The following is a 24033-nucleotide window of genomic DNA, read 5'->3' as shown; positions in this document are numbered from 1 at the left end:
CGGCCGCTGGGCCCAGGGAGGCACTGGCAATACCCGTGAGGACCGGAGCACGTAGCTTGTTCAAGGGGGTACTGACGTGCACTCCCTGGGAATCGGGCCCTGGTGTTCACTGGGAACTGATGCACAAGCCACAAAGGAGAGGGATCCCCATGGATGTCACGCTCAACAACGGAATCACCATGCCGGCCATAGGGCTCGGCGTCTTCCAAAGCGCCCCTGCGGACACGACGGCGGCCGTCGAGTCCGCACTGGCCACTGGCTACCGCCATATCGACACCGCCGCCGCCTACGGAAATGAACGGGAAGTCGGGGAAGGCATACGCAATTCAGGCCTGAACCGTTCGGAGGTCTTCATCGAGACCAAGGTGTGGGTCAGCGACTATGGCTACGACCAGACCCTGCATGCCTGGGACAAGGCAGTCGGCAAACTCGGTGTGGACTATCTGGACCTCTTCATCCTTCACCAGCCCGCTCCGGACCGGTTCGAGAAGACAATCTCCGCTTACAAGGCGCTTGAGCACTTGCTCGCTGACGGACGCGTCAGGGCGATCGGTGTCAGCAACTTCATGCCACACCACCTGAGTCAACTTCTCGCCGCTGCCGACGTGGTGCCTGCTGTCAACCAGATTGAACTGCACCCCTACTTCACCCAACCGGACGTCCAGGAAGCCGATGAAGAGCAAGGGATCCTCACGCAGGCGTGGTCGCCCATCGGTGGAATCACCTTCTACCCGGGCTGGGGCGGCGAGGACCGCAGGAACGTCATGCAGGATCCCGTAATTGCCGGCATCGGCCAGGCCCACGGAAAGACACCGGCCCAAGTGATGCTTCGCTGGCACTTGCAGCAGGGCCGGTCAGCCATCCCAAAGTCCACCAACCCGGGCCGGATCGCCGAGAACTTCGATGTCTTCGGTTTCGAGCTTTCAGAACCGGAACTAGGCATCATCGACGCGCTGGACAGCGGTGTGCGGAGCGGCCCCGACCCGGACGAAGCCCGCGAAGAACGCTTTGCCATGGTCATTCCCGAAGCGTGAAGGCCCAAGCCGCCGACCTGCCGGATGTCTCCGGAACGTACCCAAGTAACTTGCAGTCTTGGAAAACGTTGCCTAGGGTACAGAACATGCTAAGCATGCTTAGTAAGTTGCGGATCAGCCGAGGCCCGCTGGTTTCGCCCACCCTGAGGAGAGAGACTCATGCCAGAAAAGCACAGCATTCAGATCCCCGGCGCCCCGGCAAGCGAACCTGCCAGCCTGGAAGAACCTACAACCCCCAGGGAGCCCCTTCCGCCCAAGCCGGATCAGCGCGGACCTGAGGCGGTCTCCCCCACTGGAAGCCCCACCGGGGCGCCGGCCACCGCACGCGCCCAGTCCGGCCAGTACCTCACAACGGCCCAGGGGCTTCGTCTTCACGATACCGACCATTCCCTGAAGGCCGGCCCGCGCGGGCCCATCCTGCTGCAGGATCACCACCTGCGCGAAAAGATCACCCACTTCGACCACGAACGCATCCCGGAGCGGGTAGTCCATGCCCGTGGCGCCGGCGCCCACGGTGTTTTCCGTTCCTACGGCACTGCAGCCAACATCACCCGCGCAGGCTTCCTGGCCAAAGATGTTGAGACTCCGGTGTTCGTTCGCTTTTCCACCGTCCTGGGGTCACGGGGGTCCGCCGATACCGTGCGCGATACCCGCGGGTTCTCTACCAAGTTCTATACCGACGAGGGCACTTATGACCTGGTTGGCAACAACATTCCCGTCTTTTTTGTTCAGGACGGTATCAAGTTCCCTGACATCGTGCATGCGGCCAAGCCCCATCCGGATCGCGAGATTCCGCAGGCACAGAGTGCGCACGACACATTCTGGGACTTTGTCTCGCTCCACACCGAGGCCCAGGCGCACACCATGTGGAACATGTCCGACCGCGGAATCCCCCGTTCCTACCGGACGATGGAAGGTTTTGGCGTACACACGTTCCGGTTCGTCAACGCCGAAGGCGCCACCACTTTGGTGAAGTTCCACTGGAAGCCAAAGCAGGGCGTGCATTCACTGGTATGGGAAGAAGCCCAGATCATCAATGGCATGGATCCGGACTTCCACCGCAGGGACCTTGCCGACGCCATCGAGGCCGGCGCCTACCCGGAGTGGGAGCTCGGCGTCCAGACGTTCCCGGACACCGAAGACCAGATGTTTGAAGGCATTGACTTGCTGGACCCCACCAAGTTCGTCCCGGAGGAACTCGCGCCGGTACAGCCCATCGGCCTCATGACGCTCAATGCAAACCCCACCAACTACTTCGCCGAAACCGAACAAGTGGCCTTCCACCCCGGCCATCTGGTTCCGGGGATCGATGTCACCAATGACCCCCTGCTGCAGGTACGCCTGTTTTCCTACCTGGACACCCAGATTTCGCGCCTCGGCGGCCCCAACTTCGGGCAGATCCCCATCAACCGGCCGCAGGCGCCTGTCAACGACATGTTGCGGGACGGCATGCACCAGCAAGCTGTCCACGCCGGGGTTGCTCCCTACCACCCGAACTCGCTCGACGGCGGCTGCCCTTTCCTTGCCGGACAGGATATGGGCGCATTCATCGACGTCCCCGAAGAACTGGCCGCCTCCATCAAGGAGCGCAGAAACCCGGTATCCTTTGATGACCACTACAGCCAGGTGGGGCTCTTCTTCCGCAGCCTGACCCCCGTGGAACAAGACCACGTCATCCAGGCCTACACGTTTGAACTGGGCAAGTGCTACGAGAAGTCCGTCCGCGAACGGCAGCTCGCAGCCTTGGCCAACGTGGATGCGCGGCTGTGCGCCGCTGTTGCCAAGGGCCTTGGCCTGCCGGCCCCCTCACCGAGCGAACAGGTCCAGGAGTCCAAGCCCAGCCCTTCCCTGTCCCAGGTTGGCAAGAAGTGGCCTGTTGCCGGTCGGATCGTTGGGATCCTTGCCGACGAGGGAAGCGATCTTGCCGCCGTCGAGGCGGCACGGCAGGCGTTGGACGCCGAGGGCATCGTCCCGCTGGTCATCGCTCCGGCGGGTGGCTTCCTTGGATCGGGGAACGACGGCGGGGTCCCCGTTCAGCGAACTTATCTCACCGCACGTTCAACTGAGTTTGATGCAGTGCTGGTCGCCACGCCCGGCACTGTGGCGCCTGATGCCGCCCCGGGGCTGAACGCCAAGGCCGCCGCTCCCGGGGATGCGTTGGATCCGCGGGCGGTGTTGCTGCTGACGGAGGCGTTCCGCCACGCAAAAGCAATTGCGACCCTGGACAGCAATTCAGCTGCCTTGAAGGCCGCAGGCATCCCCGCGGATGCTCCGGGCATCGTCTCCGGCAAGAAGGTAGAGGGTGTCTTCCAGGAGTTGACGGGCCTGCTCTCCGCCCACCGCGTATGGGAACGGTTCCCCGCAGTGTCAGCCTGAGGGTAGGCCGGCCCGGCAGCCGCGTGGCTGCCTAACCCTCCCCATGAGCCAGCCGACCAGTGTCCTTCTGCCGCATCTTGCAGCGGAGGGCCCCTGGTCGGCTGTGTTTAAAGGCGCACGCAGCGGCGGTCGCTCTGCGTACAGATCATGCCCGGCAGCACGAGTGGAACGACGCCGTGGGGTTGGCTTTGCTTCCGAACGCAGCGGGCACAGCGCGGCACTTCCCTCGATTCATCAGCCGCTTACAGCTGCCGCGCCCCGGCAGCCTTTCGTTGTTAAGCCCTTGACCGAGAGGGAACCTACGCTTAGAGTTCTGATATATGAGTCATATGTCACATTCGGGCGACCAAATTGTGGTTGCTTGGATGGGTCGGCACGAGGGTGCCGGATCCAAGGTCTTGCCGGTCCGTACTGGAGATCAGTGATACATGACGACGCCGAGATCGTTTCGCGGGTCCTGCGCGGCCAGTTGGCATCAAGCCAGCCGGCATCGTCCAGCGCTCCCAAGAGGGCTCCGGCTGTCCGACCATCCGTCCGTCCAGGGAACAGCACTCTGGTGCCGTCAGTGGTTTCCACTGAAGCCAGAAGGGAATAGATCTCAATGATTCATCCAACCAGGACGACGGATCCCGTCGACACCTCCACGCCGGAGACCAGCTCCAAGTTCAAGCGCCGCTTTATGGTGCGGCTTGTGGCTGTTTTCATCGGCGGAATGTTCCTTGACGGCTACATCCTCGGAATCATTGGACCCGTCACCGGGCCCATGCGGTCAGAGCTTCAGCTGGACGCACTGTCTTTGGGCATGATCGCCGCAGGACCACTGGTTGGTATCTTCGTCGGCTCCCCGCTGGCCGGCTGGGCTACTGACAAATTCGGGCGCAAGCCCATGTTCCTCTTGGACATGGGCCTGTTCCTGGTTGCTTCAGGAGCCCAGTTCTTCGTAACCTCCGGAGACGGGGCTGTAATCCAGTTGGCTGCCATCCGGTTCCTTATGGGCGTCGCAATCGGCGGCGAGTACTCAATTGGCGGCCCCTTGCTCTCAGAGTTCTCGCCGCCAAAACTCCGTGGGCGCTTGCTCGGACTGACCCTGATCGCCTGGTACGTCGGTTTCATGATGGCATTCATCATTGGCACGCTCCTGCACGATGCAGGCACCCCATGGCGCCTGGTCATCGGCACGAGCACGATACTGGCACTCGTTTTGTTCATCGCCCGCTTGGGGCTGCCCGAATCGCCGAGTTGGCTCATTACCAAAGGGCGGCGTGAAGAAGCACTCGCTATCGCCCGCCGATATGTTGAATCCCCTGAGATGCATGACAGCATCACCGAGGAGATCAACTTGAGGATGGTCCAGGAGGCCCAGGCCGCGAAGAGCAGGACCAAAATCAAGGGCGCCTCCATCGGAATGCTGTTCTCGAAGCAGTACTGGCGAACCACCCTCTTCACTGCAGGTTTTTGGTTCTGCGCGGTCACCCCGTACTTCGCGATCGCGACCTTCGCCGACGACGTGCTCAATGAATTCGGCTTCGGCGGCGGCTGGACGGGTGGAGTCGGACTCTCCGCACTTGCTGCCGCGGGCGTCGTCACCACCGTGCTCCTGATTGACAAGCTCGGACGCCGGATCCTTACCGTGCCTGGGCAATGGCTCTGCGCAGGCATATTGCTGGTCATCGGACTCTGGGCGGACGCACCTGCGATCCTGGTGCTCGTACTGTTCCTCGCCTTCTCCTTCTTCAATGCCGGCTACACCACCATGACCCAGGTGTATCCCGCCGAGGTATTCCCCGGCCACCTGCGTGGCATTGGCATGGGCTTCTCTGCCGCCTTCAGCCGCATCGGAGCTGCGCTTGGCACCTTCGCCCTGCCTTGGGCGATCAGCAACATCGGGATGGGACCAAGCATGGTGGTAGCGGCGGCCGTCGCGTTGCTCGGCGCACTGCTTTCCCAGTGGCTCGCTCCCGAAACAAAGGGTCGCACCCTCGCCGAGATCTCAGCAGACTTCTCCCACTAAACCGGCAGGAAACTGCTCCCCGGCCATAGCGGGCCCGGTCAACTGCCCTCCTCAGCCTCAGCCTTCACATCAGCAGCAAACTGCTCAAAGCCGGCCCTCAGGTTGCCAAGCGCGCCCAAAAGGCCCGCCAGGGCCGCGCCTGCGGAGCCCATCGGGTAGACGGGCTCCGGCGCCTTTGCCCCTACACTTGGCTCCGCACCGCCGTCGTGCGACGTATGTGAATGACGTGCACCGCGGTGTTAAGGATTCGTCAAGGTATTCGCCTTTTCCGCCCGTGGCGGCGCGTTCGCTGCTAGATTTCGCACGGAAAGAAGTGCGGATGTGCCGTGCGGAAAGGGACACGGTGACGACGTCGCTCGCGGATGCGAGGCCTTTGTGTACCGGCCAGGACGGACCGGCATGACAGCGCGCTCCACCACCCAGCTCAGCCCTGTGTTGCGGGTTCTGGCCAACGAAGGAGAACGTCTCAAGGCTTCCCTTCTGCACCCGGTCCGTTCAGTGCCAATGGCGTTCCTGGCAGTGATCATCCTCGGCGCTGGAATCCTGATGCTGCCCATCTCGCGGACAGGCGAGGCCGAAGACATCATTACCACCGCGTTCTTCACCGCGGTTTCAGCTGTTTGCGTCACTGGACTCATCACCGTTGATACAGCAACTTTCTGGACCCCATTCGGCCACGTGGTGATCCTGGCACTGATTCAGGTGGGAGGCTTCGGGATCATGTCCCTGGCAACCCTTCTGGCGTTGTTCGTGCGCAAGACCATCGGGCTTCGAGGCCAGCTCGTGGCCCAATCGGAAACCCACACCCTGAACTTCGGTGACGTCAAGACCGTGCTGTTCAGGGTGCTGAAGATCATGGCCTTCTTTGAAGCCCTCACAGCCATCGTCCTGGCGGTACGCTTTTGGATCGCCTATGACGACAACCCTGGCGCAGCAGTGTGGCACGGCATCTTCCACGCCGTCTCCGCATTTAATAACGCAGGCTTTGCCCTCTACAGCGACAATCTCATTGGGTTCGCAGAAGATCCGTGGATCATAGTTCCTATCTGCGCAGCCATCATTGCCGGCGGGCTGGGCTTCCCTGTGATCATCCAACTGGGCAGGGACCGTCTGAGGTTCAAGAACTGGACCATCCACCTTCGCCTGACCGTCTACGGATCATTGTTGCTTCTGGCAGTGGGTATCGCATTGTTCGCGGCCTTTGAATGGAACCGTCCCGAGACTCTGGGATCGATGGGTTTCGGCGGAAAAGTCCTGGGCTCGTTGGCGGGTGGAGTGTTTCCCAGGACAGCGGGTTTCAACAGCATCGATTACGGGGCCGCAACCCCGGAAACACTCATGGTCACCAACGTCCTGATGTTCATTGGCGGCGGCAGCGCAGGAACCGCCGGCGGTATCAAGATCACTACGTTCCTGGTCCTGGCTTTTGCGATTTGGAACGAGATTCGTGGACGCGAGCAAGTGACCATTGCGCACCGGTCCATTAGCTCCTCCACGCAACGCCAGGCTCTCACTGTCGCCCTGCTCGGCGTAGGAGCAGTGATCTTAGGGACCATGCTGCTCCTCATGACCACCGACTACAGCTTGGAGAAAGTGCTTTTTGAATCCATCTCCGCGTTCGGAACTGTTGGCCTGAGCACTGGAATAACCTACAACCTGCCTCCAACCGCGGAGTGGGTGCTGATGGCCCTGATGTTTACTGGGCGCATCGGCACCATCACCGTGGCTTCAGCCATTGCCCTCGCTTCCCGGCCAAGGCATTTCATGCTTCCCGAAGAACGGCCAATTATCGGCTGATCCGGGAATGGACAGTGCGCGAAACCCCCTGCAACTGCATTTCCGGTTGTTCAGGACAATGGGAGACCCTCGTTTACGGAGACCAAGTGCTCTGCGCGCGTTCCTCGTCGCCAGACGTCGCGGACATTGAGGGTGTCGCTGATTGTGGAAGTGGGGTCGCCGTCGACAAGGAGGAGGTCTGCGCGCTGGCCAACCTCGATACTTCCCCGGTCAGTGAGGCCAAAACGTCTTGCGGTGACTGCCGTCGCAGCTCTGAGCGCTTTAGTGGGCGTAAGTCCGGCGTCAACAAAATGTTGAAGCTCCTGATGAACGCTGGCGCCGTGGGCCAGGCCTCCGAGGAACGGCAGGGGTTGGGAGACATCTGTTCCGATGAGCAGGTCAACTCCGGCTTCATCCAGCGCGCGCACAGTGTTCAGGACGTCTTGGAGGCGGCCTTGGGGGAAATGGTTGAAGCTGCTCCTAAGAGTTTCGTCCCATTCCTTTGAGAGCTTCGAGGAGACCCTTGGGTCATCTGCAAGGGCGGCCCCGGTGATCCCCATCATGGAGGCATTCAGCACCACGCACGCGACCACGAATGTCTCGGACTGAGCGATCGCATTGACGATCTCCGGAGTGTGCGGGCGGTCCATGAACAAATGCGCCAGGCCATCAATCCCGGCCTCAATACTCATCCGTGTTGCGTCAAGGGTGAGCGCATGGGCAATGGTGGTCATGCCCAGTCGGCGCGCTTCGGCTACACCGGCATTCAGTGTGGCTTGATCGAGCATTGGCAAGCCCGGGTGGCCTTCGACGGTTCCGTCGTCAACCATGAATTTGATGTAGTCGGAACCGGCTCCGGCCAGCTTTTGGACCACGGAAACAGCTTCCTGCGGCGAGGTGACCTTCGCCCGCACAATGGGATCAACGCGCACCCGCGCACCGGGACCGCCAGGACCCTTGCCGCGCTGTGGATTGAAGTCTTTGGGGAACAATTCCTCCGGGTGGCCACCGGGCGGAGTGAGACCGAAGCCGGCGGAACGGACATCAGCAAGGGCGTCGTCCTGCATAATATGGTCGCGATCGCGGGCAGTATTGACGCCCTGCATTTCCAACTCCGTGGTCACACCGAATTGCAGCGCCATCCGCAGTCCACTGACGTCAGTATGGACGTGCGCGTCGATCAACCCGGGCAGAAGTGTGGTTCCCGGAGCTTCAACGATTCCAACACCTTCCGGGACCCGATCCGTGACGGCGTCGATGAGGCCGTCGACGACAACAACTACCTTTCGCCCAAGGTTCTTTGTACCGTCAAATACGCGGTCGGCCACAATTGCAGTACGCATAGGATTAGTCCCCGTTTCAATGTCGTCGAGAATGAGTCGATGACCCCGTCCATGTACGTGCATAGTATCATCTAGGTGACAGAATGCACGTACTTTAGGAGCTGCAATGAATGACCGCACCACAGAGTCGGGGGCCGGCCCGGATGATGAAGCTCTTCTCGAGACGATCGGCACGGCCTTCTCCAAGCTGCGGCGGCGGACGTCGAGCGTTCCGCTGGACCCGCCCATCGTGCGCACGGACATTCAACGTGATCTTCTGCTGGCAGTAGTAGAGGAATCGGACGGACTCTTGAGCGTCAACGCCGTTGCCGCCGCCCTGAGCATGGACCGCACCGCAGTGAGCCGCCTCGTAGCCCGTTGTGTGGGCGAGGGGCTGTTGGAGCGGGTCGCTTCCCAAACGGACGGGCGAAGCATCACCCTGCGACTAACCGCCGCAGGTCACGAGGCGTTGGCATACTCCCGCCGCCAACAACGTCAAGCATTCGACTACATCACCCAAGATTGGGACCACGACGAGCGGATCCAATTCGCCAGGTTGCTGCATAAGTACGTGAGGGCAACGGCGTCACTCCCCCGGCCCTCACTGGAGGACTAACGGTAGACAGGCCAGCTAATGCCCAACGCGCCGGCTCCGGCAAAGGACAAGTCCGAGTTAGGGACCTCTGCCTCTCGGAATCGCCTTACCAGCCGTGGGAGGAGTCTGGGAGGCGGCCCACTGCAAGACCTGCCACCCAGGATGTCCATGCTTCCGCCCGGACGCTATTAAAAATGGTGGCGCAACCTCAAGAATTGCTCAGTAATACCTCAAGATTTCCTCAAGATCCAAGTTGGCGCTGGGTCATGCACGCCGACGTCCCAGCCACCTGGCGAAGAGCCGGGACCGGCTCGGCCTCGTCCACGGAACCAAAAGGACCAGCCAACTACAGGCTTAGATGGATCCGTGGCTGTGGGCAGGCTATTTTCTTTAGTCACGAGTCGGATAGTGACAAGCCGCGCCGCCGCAGTGTCAATAGGTAGCGTTTTCAGCGAGGTTCGTACTGTCCCCCAGGAATTGGATACCCAGTGACCGCCGCTTGGAACGCCGTGCTGCCTATTTTTTGGGAGGCAGCGCGAGTTTGAAGACCTTGGCCCACGCGGAGCCGACCTGCTTGGGCAGCGGTCCCGTGGTGTACTTCAAGCCGTAGCGTTCGCAGATGTCGCGGACCTTGGGTGCGATCTCGGCGTACCGGTTGGAGGGTAGGTCGGGGAAGAGGTGGTGCTCAATCTGGTGCGACAAGTTCCCTGTCATGAGGTGCATGAACCGGGGGCCGGAGATGTTGGCGGAGCCAATCATCTGGCGGACGTACCAGTCGCCGCGGGTTTCGCCTTCCACCATTTCTTCGGTGAACGTGTCTGTTCCTTCAGGGAAGTGTCCGCAGAAAATAACCGCATGGGCCCAGACGTTGCGGACGGCATTGGCAACGAGCGTGCCGTAGAGGGCTTGTTTCCCTGAACCCGACAGCATGGCCAAGGCCGGGGTGGCTGCGTAATCCTTGGCGAACTGTTTGATCGCCTTTCGACCCAGCGCCTTGAGGTCCTTGTTCATGGCCTCCTTTGACTTCAGGCCTTCCTTGTACTCGGGAATCTCCAGATCGTAGATGGCGATGCCCCATTCGAACACTGGCGCGAGCAAGGCGTTGTACAGCGGATTGCCCAGGTTGAACGGCTTCCACTCCTGGTCGGGGTCCATGCGCAAAAGGTTATAGCCGACGTCGCGGTCCTTGCCCACCACGTTGGTCCAGCGGTGGTGGAGGTCGTTGTGCGTGTGTTGCCACGACCGCGACGGGGTGACGAAGTCCCATTCCCAGGTGGTGGAGTGAATGTCCGGGTCACGCATCCAGTCCCACTGGCCGTGGAGGATGTTGTGGCCAAGTTCCATGTTCTCCAGGATTTTGGCCACGCTGAGCAGTGTTGTGCCGGTGAACCAGGCCACCCTGTTCTTGCCTGCCAGCAGCGCGGCCCGACCGGAGATCTCCAACCCGCGTTGGATCTTGATCATGCGCCTGATGTACGCGGCGTCGCTTGAACCTCGTTTGGCGAGGATTTCGTCGCGAAGCGCGTCGAGTTCACGGCCCAGTTCAGCTACTTGCTCGTCGCTGAGGTGTGCGGCCGCCGGAGGTCGCACGGTGGGCCTGCCCTCATCGGCAAGGGCACCAGGACGTGTCTTGGGTTCGACGGCGGCGGCGGACCTTTTGGTTGAAACTACTGACATGCGGTTGTGCTCCTCAGATTTCGAGGTTGACTGGCCCGGCGGCTGCCGAGACGCAGGTTTGGATGAGTTCCCCGGGCGCTCCATGGACTTCACCGGTACGCAGGTCGCGGACTCTTCCGGCGAGCAACGGAGTCAGGCAGCTGTGACAAATACCCATGCGGCAGCCGCTGGGCATCAGCACCCCCGCGTCCTCCCCGACGTCGAGAATGGGGACCCCGCCGTCGGCCATGACCTCGCGGTCAGAAGCTTCGAAGGTGACCACGCCACCTTCACTGCCGTCCCCTCCCAAGAGTTCGGTGCTGAATCGTTCGATAGTGAGCGAGCCGTGCCCGCTTCCACCATCGGATTCCTTCACTGCTGTGGCGTCTGCAGGCAACGCAGCCCGGTTCCACATATCTTCGGCATCGTTCAGGAACGATTCAGGGCCACACGCATATGCTGCCCTGTTCCGCCAGTCCGGGCAGACCTCTTCCAGTGCGGCCGTGGACGTAAAGTTCAGGCGGCCGCGACCGCCCGTGTGCCACTGCACCAAACGGAAGTTGGGAAACTGGTCAGCGAGTTCAGCCAGTTCTTCACGAAAGATGGTGTCGCCCTCTTCGCGGGAGGAGTGGATCAGGACAACATCTGCGTCGGGGCGGCTTGGGACCAGTGTCCGAATCATTGACATGACGGGGGTGATGCCGCTGCCCGCAGTGAGCATCAGAAGTGACCGTGGATGCTCAGGGAGGACAAAGTCGCCCTGGGGTGGCGCCAGGAAGAGGACATCACCCACTTTCGTGTTACGGACCAAGGTCCCGGACACGGATCCAACATCAGTGACCGTGATGGCCGGATCCTTACCTGCCTTCGCGCTCAGCGAATAGGACCGCCATTGGCGCACCCCGTTCAGTTCCACCCCTATCCGCGCCCATTGGCCGGCGAGGTGGGCATGCCAGCCGCGGCCGGGACGGAAGAAAATAGTGGCTGATTGGGCTGTTTCCTGGACTACCTTAGTAACGACTCCACGCAGCTGACGAGACGAATAGACCGGATTGAAGAGCGCCAGAACGTCCTCCGGCGCAAGCGGGCTCGTCAAAACTGAAGCTATACGGGCCAAGGGCCGAAAGCTGACCATGGGGGTACTCCTCACAACGACGGAGAACGAGAACCCCGGCTGGGTCCATCGGGACATCCACACTACCAACTGCAGTAAGCATGCTTACGATTTGCCTCATGCTGACGCCTCATTGGCTTCCATGCATAGGGAAAGCCCCTCGGGAGGGGCTTTCAACGGGAATGGGACGTGATGCTTGGATTGGTCAGCGGTGATGCGCTCCTCCTCTCCGGGCTTCGGTGGCCCATGCCGGTTTCAGTAGGAAGAGGTTAATACGTCTACTGGATTCCACGCAAACCCTGGCAACCTTCTTGCTCTCCCTCGATGAACAACCTCAGACTTATCCAGGGCTCAGCGACGACGGCAGCCACGTCCGCGCGCACGTGGAAGCTTACCGACGGGCTGGCTCAATTGGACTCGTCAACGGGCAGCCGACGTGGAGTGACGTGCGGCCTGCAGCCGCAGACTGGCCAGAAAGTCAGCAACAACCAGCCGCCCATCAACCCGTTGGCACATGCGCCTCTGCGGAGTTGTGCTCGTAGTCTCGAATGTACTGGTCACTTCGCCGAGCCCGGTGACAACCAAGGGGGCGCTGTCACCCAGGCACCACAAGGGCCCAAACTTGATGAAGTCCGGGACTTCCAAGCCATGAAAGTGATCCCATAACCACCTACCTACGCGGCCGCCGGCCCTCAGTGCCTCATCAAGCTCCGCCACGGAAATAACAACTGGTCGGTACGCCTCCGCAGGAAACTGGTCAATGTCCAGCTGCTGGTTGGCAAAGACGAACTTCGCAGCCATGGGGTCGGTGAAGTAGTTGTATTCATCGTCAACCAACCCCTGGGAAGATCCACCAACCCAGGCCAGCTTGAACCGTGATGCGATCTCCGGCTCCTGAAGAAGGGCATCCGCCACATTGGTCAGCGGCCCTGCACACACCAGTGTCAAGGGCAGCTCGTCCTCTTCACGCACGGCGTCAATGATCGATTGGGCCGCCGGGTTCATTCGGGACCGCCCTGTAAAAGTTGAATCCAGTCCTGCCTGGACGGTTGCGGGGTTCCGCTGCTCCAGAGTGTCCAGCAAGTCCTGTGCGAGTTGTACTCCAGCCTGCGCCTGGCCGGCGGGAGGCCCAAACATGGGGTTGGTCAGTGAACTCGTGATGGCGGTGATCCGATTGGCCGGCGCCATGGCATGGTGGGCCAGTGCGACGAGTCCGTCGGGATCACCGGCCCAGTCGTTATCCAGGACCACTCTGCTGGTTGCTGCGATGTTGATCATTGGCATGTAAATGCGAGCCTCTCCTGACACGGTACTGCGAAGTGGTTGTCCCGATGCAGTCCTCGACCTAGCCCTTGATGAGGTCCATGAATGCCTGAAGGTGTTCGGCCATGTCCACCGACTCGTCATAGAGCCAGGCGAGTTGGATTCCGTCCACAAGGGCGGTGATCTGGCGGGCCACTATGTGTGGCTGGATGCCTTGCCGCAGGCGCCCGGCCTCACGCTCCCGCTCCAGCTCGGCGACGACTGAGTCAACAAAGTCCTGGTTGCGCCTCAACAGGAAGTCATGGGCCGGATGGTCGGGGCTGATGGCCTCCGCACGCAGCGTGGCATCAAGTTGGATCACTCCCCGGATACCGGCATTGTGCCTCATCACGGCGGGGACGGTTCCCAAGAGGCCCTGTTCGCTGATCAGCTCCTGCCTCCAGGGCCCCTCCCGTTCTTCACGGAGTACCAGCACGGCTTCAAGCAGCGCTTCTTTGCTGCCGAAATGATGGAGAAGTGCGGTATGGCTGGTGCCCACGGCCTCCGCTATCTGCCGGATGGACAATCCCAAATAGCCTTTCTCGGCGAAGACCTGGAACGCCGCCTCTACCAGTTCGGCTCGTTTCCTGGCCCCGTTGGCGTAGGGGGCGCGCTTGCCCGTGCGGGCCGGCCCGCGGGTTTCCTGATCCATGGATAGACCTCCTTTCAGACGAGGCTACCAAGTTTCTTTTCCACTTTGGTAAAGAAATCTTCACTAAAGTATTCCAATGTGGTCCAGGTTTGGTTACCGTTGCATGAAAGGCCCAGCCGTTACTGCCCGAGGCCTTCATCACCGGTCACAGAGAGCCAAAGGTGGTTCTGATCCAAAGGAGGATTTTTATGGGTGACCCCACAGCTCAGGCACAGGTCATGGAACCTGCCAATGCCGCACCTGGCTCATCAGCAGAAGCCGCCAGGCCGGCGTCGAACGTTTCGCCTCAGACGCTGCCGTCCAGTAAAAAGACCATGGCCCTGGTCCTCATCGCAGCCCTGGGCATGTACATCATGAGCCTGACCCTGGGCACGGCGCTCTCCCTGCGCTTGGCAGTAGTTGATCCGGCGGCCAAAGAGGCAAGCTACGGCATGGCCGTCTCCATCAGCTCACTTCTCTTGCTCGTCACCATCCCGCTCACCGGCGCCCTGTCCGATCGCACGGCCGGCCGGTTCGGTCGCCGTCGGCCTTGGATCATCGGCGGGCTGGTACCTGCGTTGCTCGCCGCAGCCGTGATCGGTACCGTGCCGTCCACGCCCGTGATCATCGCCGCGTACGTCGTAGCCCTGGTCTCTGCGCAAGCGGCGTTCAACGCCTACGCGGTGATTCCCATCGAGGCCCTTCCAGACAACAAACGGGCACGCGTCATGGGTGCCATGGGCATGGCCGGCGCACTGGCAATGTCCGCGGGCTCCTACCTTGCCGCCTGGCTGGTGGACGCCCCGCTGCTCATGATGTGCGTGCCGGTCCTGCTGGCCCTCGTCTGCAGCATCCCGCTCCTGGTCCTCTACAAGGATCCGGCGAAGACACGTGCCGAACTCCCTCCGCTTGACCTTAAGGGACTCGCGAAGTCCTTCCTTGTCGACCCGCGAAAGCACCCCAACTTTGCCTGGGCTTGGGTTTCACGATTCCTGGCCGGCATCGCCATGACAGCACTCTTCGCCTACTTCATCTTCTTCCTGATGGACGGCCTGGGGATGCCGATCGCCGAGGCCGGAAAGAGCGCCGGCTTGCTGACCCTGATTTCGGCTCCCGTCAGCATCCTGTTCTTTACAGCCTCCGGTTGGCTCTCAGACAAGATCGGTCGCCGCAAGCCGTTCGTGATCGCGGCGGCGCTCCTCATGGTCACGGCCTTGGTGCTCGGCGCCACGGCAACGTCCTTTGAACAGTTCGTCGTTGCATGGATCGTATTCGCGATGGGCCAGGCCATGTACCTCACCGTGGATCTGGCATTGTGCGCCGCCGTCCTCCCGGACGCCCGGGACACCGGCAAGGACATGGCCGTCTTCAGCCTCGCCCTCAGCATCCCCAACATCATGGTTCCCGCCGCCGCCCCGGCGATCCTGGCCATCGGCAGCGGACACAACTACGGCTTCCTCTGGTTCGCAGCAGCAGCACTCTGCGCCCTGGGCAGCATCACCGTCACGTTCATCAAGGGTGTTCGCTAAGCAGCGGACAACCAACTTCACGCCTCGAAAAGGAAAACCATGACAAGCTCCGCATCGTTCCCCAACGACTTCCTCTGGGGAGTCGCCACCGCCGCCCACCAAGTTGAAGGCAACAACGTCAACAGCGACACCTGGTTCCTGGAACAACTTCCCGGCACCATCTTCGCCGAGCCCTCCGGCGATGCAATCGACCACTACCACCGCTACCGCGAGGACATCGCCCTTATTGCGAGCCTCGGGTTCACCACCTACAGGTTCTCCTTGGAGTGGGCTCGGATCGAGCCCGAAGAAGAACAGTTCTCGACGGCGGCGCTCAACCACTACCGTCGCGTCCTGGAGGCGTGCCACGAGTACGGACTGACCCCGGTGGTCACCTTCCACCACTTCACCTCCCCGCTCTGGCTGCTGGCCGCAGGCGGGTGGGAAGACGCGGCCACTCCGGAGCGTTTCGGGCGCTACTGCGCCCGCGTTACCGAGCACCTCGGTGACCTGATCGGCGTCGCTTGCACGCTGAATGAACCCAACCTCCCGTGGTTGCTCAAGGAACTCGGTATTGGTGGCGGCCCCGCCGAGACCCGAGGCCAGGTGCCCGTCTGGGCTGCTGCGGCCGAGCGCCTCAACATCGAAGCGGCAAGAGTGGCCCCGTTCCAGTTCACCGTCTCCGATGCAGGCTTCGACGTAAAACTTGCAGCGCACCACGCCGGCCGTGACGCCATCAAAGCCCGCTACCCTGAGCTCATGGTGGGCTGGACCCTGGCCAACACGGACATCCACGCCGCACCGGGCGGGGAAGCCAACGCGGACCGGATACGCCGCCAGGTCAATGAACGCTTCCTGGAAGCCTCCCGCGGAGACGACTTTGTGGGAATCCAAACCTACGGACGCACGGTGTTCGGAGCCGAGGGACTTGTCCACGCCGAGGACGGCGTTCCCACCAACCAGATGGGCGAAGAAATCTACCCTGAGGGCTTGGAGGCGACCATCCGCGAGGCTGCCCGCATTGCACAGATCCCCGTCATCGTCACTGAGAACGGGCTGGCAACCGAGGACGACACCCAGCGCCTGGATTACCTGCGGACCGCTGTTGCAGGCGTTGCCTCCTGCCTGGCGGACGGCATCGACGTTCGTGGCTATATCGCCTGGACCGCATTCGACAACTTCGAGTGGGTGTTCGGATACGTTCCCAAGTTCGGACTTATCGCGGTGGACCGGGCAACGCAGGAGCGCACTCCCAAGCCCAGTGCGCACTGGCTGGGCAGCGTAGCGCAGAGCAACGGCGCCTCGCTGGAGCCCGCAAGCCAACCTGCCTGATCCTGACTGCACCACCTGCAAATCCCTAAAACCCTGGAGGCTACCCTGATGACTACCTGGCACGCCCGCATGATTGCTGCGGACAACGAGCATGACGGCGCACCGCTGTTTCGCGGCGAGTTCGAGCTCGACGAAGGCCACGGCGATGTGGAGTCCGCCACTCTCTTCCTGTCCGCACTTGGCGTGGTGGAAGCGTGGGTCAACGGCCAGCGTGCTTCCCAGGACCTGCTGACGCCGGGCTGGTCCAGCTACGAGTGGCGGGTCCGGTACAGCGAGCTCGACGTCACCGCGCTGATCAGCACGACGACGGTCATCGGACTCGCGCTGGGAAACGGCTGGTACAGGGGCCGGCTGGCTTGGTCGGGGGGTTCGAAGTACTACGGTGGGGAGCTGGGCGCGTTTGCCGAGTTGAGGGTTCGGTTCGCCGACGGCCACCAGCAAGTGATCGGTACGGACGGCTCGTGGACCGCCGGGCCATCGGCCACCACGGCCAATGACCTTTATGACGGGCAGTCAATAGACGCCCGACGATTCGACGACGCCTGGCTCGCCCCCGGGTTCAGCTCAGGGCAGTGGACACCGGTGCGCATTCTTGACGATGACCTCAGCCGTCTTGAGCCCTACATCGGTCCGCCCGTACGCCGTCAAATGGAGCTGCAGCCGACGAAAGTATGGACGTCGCCCGCCGGCAAGGTCCTGGTGGACTTTGGCCAGAACCTGGTGGGATGGGTCCGGGCGTCTGTGACTGGTACTGCCGGTGATGTGGTGACCGTCCGTCACGCAGAAGTGCTGGAGCATGACGAGTTGGGCACCCGGCCCTTACGCTCGGCTGAGGCGACTGACCGGTTCACGCTTTCGGGCGGGGCAGACGTCTTCGAACCGACCCTCACGTTCCACGGCTTCCGGTACGTGGAGGTTCAGGGCTGGCCAGGAGGTGTCGACGCCCTGCTCGACGGCGGCCTGACCGCCGTCGTGATCAGTTCGGACATGAAGCGGATCGGCACTTTCCAAACGTCGAATCCCCTGCTGAACCGCCTCCATGAAAATGCGGTGTGGGGCATGCGGGGAAACTTCGTGGACGTCCCCACTGACTGCCCGCAGCGGGATGAACGGCTCGGTTGGACAGGTGACCTCTCGGCGTTCGCACCGAGCGCTGCCTTCCTGTTCGACAGCCGTGACTTCCTGCGGGATTGGCTGCGTGACCTGGCCTTGGAACAGAGCCACGACGAGGACCTGGTGCCTTTCGTGGTGCCCAACGTCCTGAAGTACATTGAGCAGCCTGCGGAGTTCGGCGCACCGGACACGGCTGCGGTGTGGAGCGACGCTGCCGTGTGGGTCCCTTGGGCACTGTGGGAGGCCTATGGTGATCGACGAGTACTCGAGGAGCAGTTCGCTTCCATGACCGGGCACGCCCGGCGGCTGCGCAGCAAGCTCTCGCCCAACGGGTTGTGGGACACCGGTTTCCAGTTTGGTGACTGGCTCGATCCCGATGCCTCGCCGGACCAGCCGTGGGCGGCGAAAGCTGACAAGCACGTGGTGGCGACGTTGTGCGCTTACCGCACCGCATCATTGGTGGCTGCAGCTGCCAAAGTTCTCGGGGACAAGGGGGCCATGGCCGAGTTTGATGCCATGGCGGCGGACCTGCGGACGGCCTTCAAGGCGCACTATGTGTCCGCAGAAGGCGTCATCACCAGCGATTGCACCACTGTTTATGCGTTGGCCATTGTCTTCGGAATTCTCGGGGAGCCGGATCGTAAGTTCTCAGGCCATCGGCTGGCCGAACTGGTGGAAAAGTCGGGCTTCCGTATCTCCACAGGTTTCGCGGGCACACCCTTTGTGACCGATGCCCTGACGGTCACCGGCCACTTGGACGCGGCGTACCGGCTCCTGCTCCAAACCGAAAACCCCTCGTGGCTCTACTCCGTCACCATGGGCGCCACCACCATCTGGGAACGGTGGGACTCCATGCTTCCGGATGGCAGCATCAACCCGGGCGAAATGACCAGCTTCAACCACTATGCCCTGGGCGCAGTGGTGGACTGGATGCACCGCACCATCGGCGGACTATCGCCGTTGGACCCCGGCTACAGCCGCATCCTCATTGCCCCGCAGCCCGGCGGAGGACTCACCTGGGCAGAAACCACCCTGGAGACGCCCCACGGCATTGCCTCGGTCCGATGGGACCTGGTTGATGGCCGGCTCGAGGTCTCCGCGACGGTTCCGGAGGGCACCGAGGCAGTCCTGCGGCTCCCGGGCGAGGACGACCAAACAGTCGGCCCGGGCCAGCACACCAGGAGTGCACACCCCGCCGAGCTCACCTTCCAATGATTGAAAATCCAGCACCGGGCCACCGGCGTGGTGCGCGAAGCTAAAAGCAGACACACAGCCTGACGAAGGAAAGAAGGAACACATGTCCCTCAGCGTCGAGGAAATCAACAAAACACTTCCCCTGGCCAACACGCTCCCGGGCGAAGCTGTCCCCTACTACATGGCCTCCGGCGAAGGCGCCCGCTACGAGATCAACGGCCAACTCATCACCGTGATCGCCCGGGCGGCAGACACGGGCGGCATCTTCAGTGCCGCCTACGTTTCCGGTGGCCTGGGTGCTGAGTCGCCCTTTGTCAGCCACGCGATCGAACATAAAACGCTGTACGTCTTCGACGGCATCCTGCACGTGTGGCTGCCGGGCGAAAGCCGCATCCTGACACCCGGAGATTCAGTAGTCATTCCGCCGGGTACTCCCCACGCCTACCGCATGGCCAGCCACTACACCCGCTTCCTCAACTGGATGACACCCGGCGGGGCGGAGGCCTACTACGAGCGTGTGGGCACTCCCATCGACTCACACGTTCCGCCCGCCCGCGCCGGCCACACGCTGACCAGCCGGGAACAAGCAGAGGTCGGTGCCGAATTCGGCATCACTTTCCCGGATGTGGAACGCGTCCAGCCGGGACTGCAACAAAACGCCGGCCTGCCCGCAACGCTGAGCCCTTACTTCCTCAGCGCGGGCGAAGGCGAGCGCCTGGTCAGCTACCAGACCATGTTCTCCTACCTTTCACGGCCGCAGAATACCGGGGATAACTATTTTGCCGTCCACACCAAGGGCGCCAAATCTCCCTATATCCCCTTGCACTTCCACTCCGAGCACACGGAGAACTTCCTGTGCACGGAGGGCCGCATGTGGCTCTATGCGAACGGCCGGGAGATGCTGCTGACCAAGGGCGACTTTGTCCACGCCCCTGCAGGAACCATCCATTCCTTCGCGTTCGATGCCCACAACACCCAGATGGTGGGCTTCCTGACGCCATCGGTCTTCAATGGTTTCTTCGAGTACTTCAACGAGCCCACAGAGGACTACATCTATACCGAGGGCGGTGCGCCGTACATGGACATGGAGGGTTTTGGCCGGGCACAGGCAGAGATGGACCTGACCGTCGTCGGCCCTCCGCCGCAGCGGCGTGTGGGCCTGGACTTCTAGGCTGAAACAACAAAGGGTCCGGACTCTTCAGGGAGTCCGGACCTTTTTGTCGTTGTTGGGCTTCTCAGGCGAGCAAAGCCCGTCCGTAGTCGTTGCCGTTGGGAGTGCGGACCACCGTGTGCATGTGGAAGGGCGCGGGGGTGTCGTTGTTCAGGAAAACGCCGGAGTGGTGGTCCAATTCCAGAATGACCACCGGGCTCTGGATGCGGAAGTAGAAGGCTTCGGAGCCTTGCCAGCCGCCAATCCAGGAGAACCAGGTTTCGTCGTAGTGTCCCTGGATTTCCCGGAGGCGGGCAGCCCGCGGGCCGGCCGGCAGGTAGGAGATCCACTCCTCCACAATCCTGTCCAGGAGCGCTGTCGCGGTGGCCGGCATTGATGAGACCGGAATGCCTTCATAGGGGATGATCCGGTTGTCCTGGAAGCAACCCGCAAGGTGCCGTTCATCCCCTGCATGCAGGCGCCCTTCCGGCATGGATGGGTCCTGCATCTGCTGGTAGACGGTTGCTTCAGCACGGAGCCCAGGTGTCAGGGCCTCCATGAGTTCCCGCGCCCACTGGATGCGTTCTTTGAAGACCCGTTCCTTGGAAACCCGTTCTTCAATAAGCTCAGCGCCGTGGTGGGCACCGTCGTCGATGGTGTCTGGTTCGGCGCCCAGGAACACCGGTGAAATGACCATTTGGCTGCCCGCTGCCAGGCAGTTGAGTGCCACGTGGTGGCCGAAGAGCTGCCAGCCCCAAGGCTCCGCCCCTGAAGGAGCACCGTACATCGCGAAGTTGTAGCTGTACTCGTTCATGAGCAGCGGCAGGTCCACGAGGTCGCCCAGAAGGCCGTTGATGCGCATGAGGTTTCGTGTCAGCGCAAAACCCTCGGGGCTGAGGCTCGCTTCAACCACGGCCAAGGCGGCATCCCGGACTGCTGGTTCGCATTCGTCCAGGCGAAGCCCGGTGTCATGCTGCATGAATTCCGGGTTGGCCCAGCTCTGCCATTCAGGGGCATCCACGTCGTAGCACAGGCGGTTCTGCAATTCTTGAGGCAGCAGCGCCAGCAGCTTTTCAGCTGCTGCCAGCATGTCCGACGTCGGTGCTTCCTCGCCTGGCATCGCTTCAGTGAGCGTGTACAGCCCTTCGCGCACCACGCCGTCGTTGGTCACACCGACGAAGGGTTGGGGATATAGCTTCTTCCACCCCTCGATCATGGGGCCGGCAAACGGATCGTCTTTGGCGGCTTCGGCGTATGCCCGGGCGTCCAGGCCGCGGAGTTTCGCTACACGTGGATGATCCGGCGTGTAGAGGTAGTCACGAAATGACGGCGTCGACATGGGAGGCGTCCTCTGCTTCATGCGTTTCGGTGTGGGACCACCCCGCGGCAATGCGGAGGGCATGTGCTGCCGGTTCGGCGGTGCTGCCCCGCCAGGCAACGTGTTGATCGGGGCGGACCAGGACTGCGTCGGCTGCCCACAGGTCCGCCATCCGCGTTCCCTTACTGTCAGGTCCTACTGCCATCGTGGCCATGGGAACGCCGAGCTCCGCGGCGGCCAACAGGACCGGCGCGTACACTTCTCCGACGTCGCCACCTGCCAGGGATTCGACGTCCACCAGCAACGTGAACCCTGCGCCCAAATGGTCGTAGAGGGATGTTGAGTCCGGCAGCCAGGTGTGCGGAAGCAGCGCTCCCGGAGTGGCTGTGGGCACGTAAAGGATGGGATCTTCCGCAGGCACGGGTGCACCGTCCGGGACAACCAGCGGCGATGCTGCGTAGTTGTACCCCAACACCAGGCCCAGGGAATCGAACTCGCTTTGCTTCACGCCCAGTGCTGCATGGGCGCGTGCCCTGGCAGCCGCTCCGTCCTCGCCTTCACGTTCCAAAGCCGGGTCCGCGAAGTGGTACGCGAGCGCCTTGCCATTGGCTGCGGCGTCGTTGATGGTTCGCTCGGCAACGGGGCGCCGTTCCAGCACGTAGCTGTCCAGTAAGTCCGGCCCGGCCCAACCATCCAAAGCGGCGGCGATCTTCCATGCCAGGTTGGCGGCGTCTCCGATGCAGGTGTTGAAGCCGTGGCCGCCCCAGGGCGGATTCTGATGAGCGGCGTCGCCCACCAGGAACACGCCGTCGCTTCCGTAGGACGGTGCAAGGAGCATACGCGCGGTCCAGGGATCGGTCGCGATAACGTCAACCTCGACGTCGGCACCCACCAGGGATCGGACCATCGCTGCCGGATCCAGGTCAATCCCCTCTGCCGTGGCGTCGACACCTTGAATAATCGCCCACCACGTTTGGCCAAGGTTCATCCGGCCAACCATCCCGGCTGTTCCCGGGCCGAGGACCCAATACTGGACGGCAGCATCCAGGCTGATCGTTTCGGCGAGGTCGCTGGAACGGAAGAGGATGCTGATGTTGGACAGGGCTGCAGATCCGCCTTCGAAACGGATTCCCAGCCCGCGGCGGACGGTGGAGGAACCGCCGTCGGCCCCGGCCAGGAAGCTGCACCCAACGGTCCGGCTGCCTGCACCGTCGGTCACGGTGACGGACTGCCCGCCGCCTGCCCTTGCGGTGAAGTCCTCCACCCTCAATCCGGTCAGGAGTGTGGCATGGGCTGAGGCTGCCACGGCCTCACGGAGCACGGTTTCCAGCACCGGTTGCGGTACCTGCTGCCCGCATTCGGGTTGCGGCCCATATCGGCCTGCTTCAAGCTGGAAGGCGTTCGGGAACCGCCGGATCTCGCGTCCGGTCAGGGACGAACAAAAGATGACGTCCTGGGCGAAGTCCACAGGCAGCGGGGCTGCCTCCCGCAACTGTGCAGCGAGTCCGAGCCGGCGCAGGTGGGTCATGGTTCGCGCATTCGTGGTCTTGGCACGCGGCCGGTCCTGGTCTATGGCCGTTCGCGGCTCAATGACCACGCTGCGGATCCCCCGGTGGGCAAGGTCCAAAGCCAGGAACAACCCGCTCGGGCCACCACCTGAGATCAGTACAGGGACCTCGGGTGGCAGATCCGCCACGAGCGCCGGGCTGATAACAGCCATCAGGCCCTCGCCCGGAGCGACGGTTCACCAACGGGAGTCACCAAAGTGCCGAGCTTCTCGATCTCGACCTCTACGACGTCGCCTGCCTGCAACAACCACTGTGGCGTGCGGGCATAGCCGACTCCCTCAGGCGTGCCGGAAGCGATCACATCTCCAGGGTGCAGGGTGAAGGTTTCACTGATCAGCGAGACGATGGCCGGGACGGAAAAGATCATGTCCCGGGTGTTGCCGTTCTGAACTTCCGTGCCGTTGACCCGGGTGCGGACCTGGAGGCCATCGCGGAGGTCGCCCACGTCATCGCGGCTGACCAGTGGGCCCATGGGACCGGTGAAGTCGCCGTTCTTGCCCAGTGTCCACTGGGACGTGAGCTTTTGGGCACGCCGTGCGGTGATGTCGTTGAAGGTGGAGTACCCAAATATGGCCTCCTCGGCTGCAGCCTCGTCACCAGACTCCACCCGCCTACCGATGTAGGCAGCTACCTCGCCCTCCCAGTCCAGGCCCGCCTCGCTCCCCGGAACCGGTACCGGTACGTTGCCCACGGACAAGGAGGCAGTCCACCGGCCAAACAGGGTGGGATAAGGCGGGAGCTCCTGGTCCTTATAGCTGCCTTCGGCGGCGTGGGCCTTGTAGTTCAGGCCCACGCAAATCACCCGCGCGGACGCCGGAACCAGTGGAACCTCAATAACAGCCGCTCGATCGAGGCCGGCAGCAATGTCGGTGATGAGCGCCGGTGCCTTCTCCTGCCACCTCGCTGCGTCGGCCCAAAAGTCCGTCACGGACGCCAGCGGGAAAACGCGCTCGCCGCTCAGGGCCGCGACCCAGGGGCCGCCGTCGTGGTTGATACCTATGTACTGCATGATGGGCCTTTCAGGTTCGCCCGA

The 24033-nt window shown here is 62.3% G+C and carries 17 protein-coding genes; 9 read left to right on the top strand and 8 right to left on the bottom strand.

All coding sequences use genetic code 11. The annotated features are described in order from the left end of the window. Positions 1 to 149 precede the first annotated feature (149 nt). The 4 genes from BLQ01_RS10585 to BLQ01_RS10570 all read left to right on the top strand — a co-directional run bounded on the left by BLQ01_RS10585 (position 150) and on the right by BLQ01_RS10570 (position 7218). The gene (locus BLQ01_RS10585) at positions 150 to 1034 is read left to right on the top strand and encodes an aldo/keto reductase (RefSeq protein ID WP_091551661.1); all 885 of its coding nucleotides are present in this window, start codon (positions 150 to 152) and stop codon (positions 1032 to 1034) included. 159 nt (positions 1035 to 1193) lie between these two features. Continuing rightward, on the top strand, positions 1194 to 3410 hold the full coding sequence (locus BLQ01_RS10580; RefSeq protein WP_091551659.1) for a catalase: 2217 nt from the start codon (positions 1194 to 1196) through the stop codon (positions 3408 to 3410). A 601-nt stretch (positions 3411 to 4011) separates the two neighbouring features. Then, a complete protein-coding gene (locus tag BLQ01_RS10575) occupies positions 4012 to 5421 on the top strand; it encodes an MFS transporter (protein ID WP_091551658.1) in 1410 nt (469 codons plus the stop codon). A 399-nt stretch (positions 5422 to 5820) separates the two neighbouring features. Then, entirely contained in the window at positions 5821 to 7218 is a 1398-nt protein-coding gene (locus tag BLQ01_RS10570; protein WP_091551656.1) for a TrkH family potassium uptake protein, read from the top strand. A 50-nt stretch (positions 7219 to 7268) separates the two neighbouring features. Here BLQ01_RS10570 and BLQ01_RS10565 read toward each other — a convergent pair whose 3' ends face one another. Beyond that, positions 7269 to 8540: an amidohydrolase family protein gene (locus BLQ01_RS10565; protein ID WP_091551655.1), complete on the bottom strand. Its 1272-nt coding sequence runs from the start codon at positions 8538 to 8540 to the stop codon at positions 7269 to 7271. 106 nt (positions 8541 to 8646) lie between these two features. Between BLQ01_RS10565 and BLQ01_RS10560 the strand changes: the two genes are divergently transcribed. Continuing rightward, positions 8647 to 9135 (top strand): MarR family winged helix-turn-helix transcriptional regulator, encoded by a 489-nt coding sequence (locus tag BLQ01_RS10560; protein WP_026540513.1) that lies wholly within the window; start codon positions 8647 to 8649, stop codon positions 9133 to 9135. 495 nt (positions 9136 to 9630) lie between these two features. On the opposite strand, the gene BLQ01_RS10555 is transcribed toward BLQ01_RS10560, so the two are convergent. The 4 genes from BLQ01_RS10555 to BLQ01_RS10540 form a co-directional block, all read right to left on the bottom strand. After that, positions 9631 to 10791 (bottom strand): fatty acid desaturase family protein, encoded by a 1161-nt coding sequence (locus BLQ01_RS10555; protein WP_091551653.1) that lies wholly within the window; start codon positions 10789 to 10791, stop codon positions 9631 to 9633. 13 nt (positions 10792 to 10804) lie between these two features. After that, positions 10805 to 11905, bottom strand: a complete 1101-nt coding sequence (locus tag BLQ01_RS10550; RefSeq protein ID WP_091551652.1) for a ferredoxin reductase — start codon at positions 11903 to 11905, stop codon at positions 10805 to 10807. 399 nt (positions 11906 to 12304) lie between these two features. After that, entirely contained in the window at positions 12305 to 13168 is an 864-nt protein-coding gene (locus BLQ01_RS10545; protein WP_026540510.1) for a nucleoside hydrolase, read from the bottom strand. A gap of 61 nt (positions 13169 to 13229) precedes the next feature. Continuing rightward, positions 13230 to 13838, bottom strand: coding sequence for a TetR/AcrR family transcriptional regulator (locus BLQ01_RS10540; protein ID WP_091551650.1), 609 nt, complete (start codon positions 13836 to 13838; stop codon positions 13230 to 13232). Positions 13839 to 14026: 188 nt separating this feature from the next. Between BLQ01_RS10540 and BLQ01_RS10535 the strand changes: the two genes are divergently transcribed. From BLQ01_RS10535 to BLQ01_RS10520, 4 genes are all read left to right on the top strand, one after another. Then, entirely contained in the window at positions 14027 to 15346 is a 1320-nt protein-coding gene (locus BLQ01_RS10535) for an MFS transporter (RefSeq protein WP_091551649.1), read from the top strand. Positions 15347 to 15385: 39 nt separating this feature from the next. Next, positions 15386 to 16657: a glycoside hydrolase family 1 protein gene (locus BLQ01_RS10530; protein WP_091551646.1), complete on the top strand. Its 1272-nt coding sequence runs from the start codon at positions 15386 to 15388 to the stop codon at positions 16655 to 16657. Between the two features lie 48 nt (positions 16658 to 16705). Then, on the top strand, positions 16706 to 18985 hold the full coding sequence (locus tag BLQ01_RS10525; protein ID WP_091551645.1) for a family 78 glycoside hydrolase catalytic domain: 2280 nt from the start codon (positions 16706 to 16708) through the stop codon (positions 18983 to 18985). Positions 18986 to 19067: 82 nt separating this feature from the next. Next, positions 19068 to 20135 (top strand): quercetin 2,3-dioxygenase, encoded by a 1068-nt coding sequence (locus BLQ01_RS10520; RefSeq protein WP_026540505.1) that lies wholly within the window; start codon positions 19068 to 19070, stop codon positions 20133 to 20135. A gap of 64 nt (positions 20136 to 20199) precedes the next feature. Here the strand turns inward: BLQ01_RS10520 and BLQ01_RS10515 are convergent, their stop codons facing one another. Genes BLQ01_RS10515 through BLQ01_RS10505 form a run of 3 tightly spaced genes read right to left on the bottom strand, consistent with a single transcriptional unit; the run spans position 20200 to position 24009 of the window. Then, entirely contained in the window at positions 20200 to 21453 is a 1254-nt protein-coding gene (locus tag BLQ01_RS10515) for a DUF3500 domain-containing protein (protein WP_091551643.1), read from the bottom strand. Beyond that, positions 21431 to 23152 carry an FAD-dependent monooxygenase gene (locus BLQ01_RS10510; protein WP_091551642.1) on the bottom strand — a complete coding sequence of 574 codons (1722 nt, stop codon included), beginning with the start codon at positions 23150 to 23152 and terminating at the stop codon, positions 21431 to 21433. Before BLQ01_RS10510 ends, BLQ01_RS10515 begins: the two co-directional genes overlap by 23 nt. Then, the gene (locus tag BLQ01_RS10505) at positions 23152 to 24009 is read right to left on the bottom strand and encodes a fumarylacetoacetate hydrolase family protein (RefSeq protein ID WP_091551640.1); all 858 of its coding nucleotides are present in this window, start codon (positions 24007 to 24009) and stop codon (positions 23152 to 23154) included. The genes BLQ01_RS10510 and BLQ01_RS10505 overlap by 1 nt, the downstream gene beginning before the upstream one ends. Positions 24010 to 24033: the final 24 nt, after the last annotated feature.

Source organism: Arthrobacter sp. UNCCL28 (assembly GCF_900102805.1).
GTDB classification, from domain to species: Bacteria; Actinomycetota; Actinomycetes; order Actinomycetales; family Micrococcaceae; genus Arthrobacter; species Arthrobacter nicotinovorans_A.
This window is presented reverse-complemented; position numbering and strand designations above follow the sequence as displayed.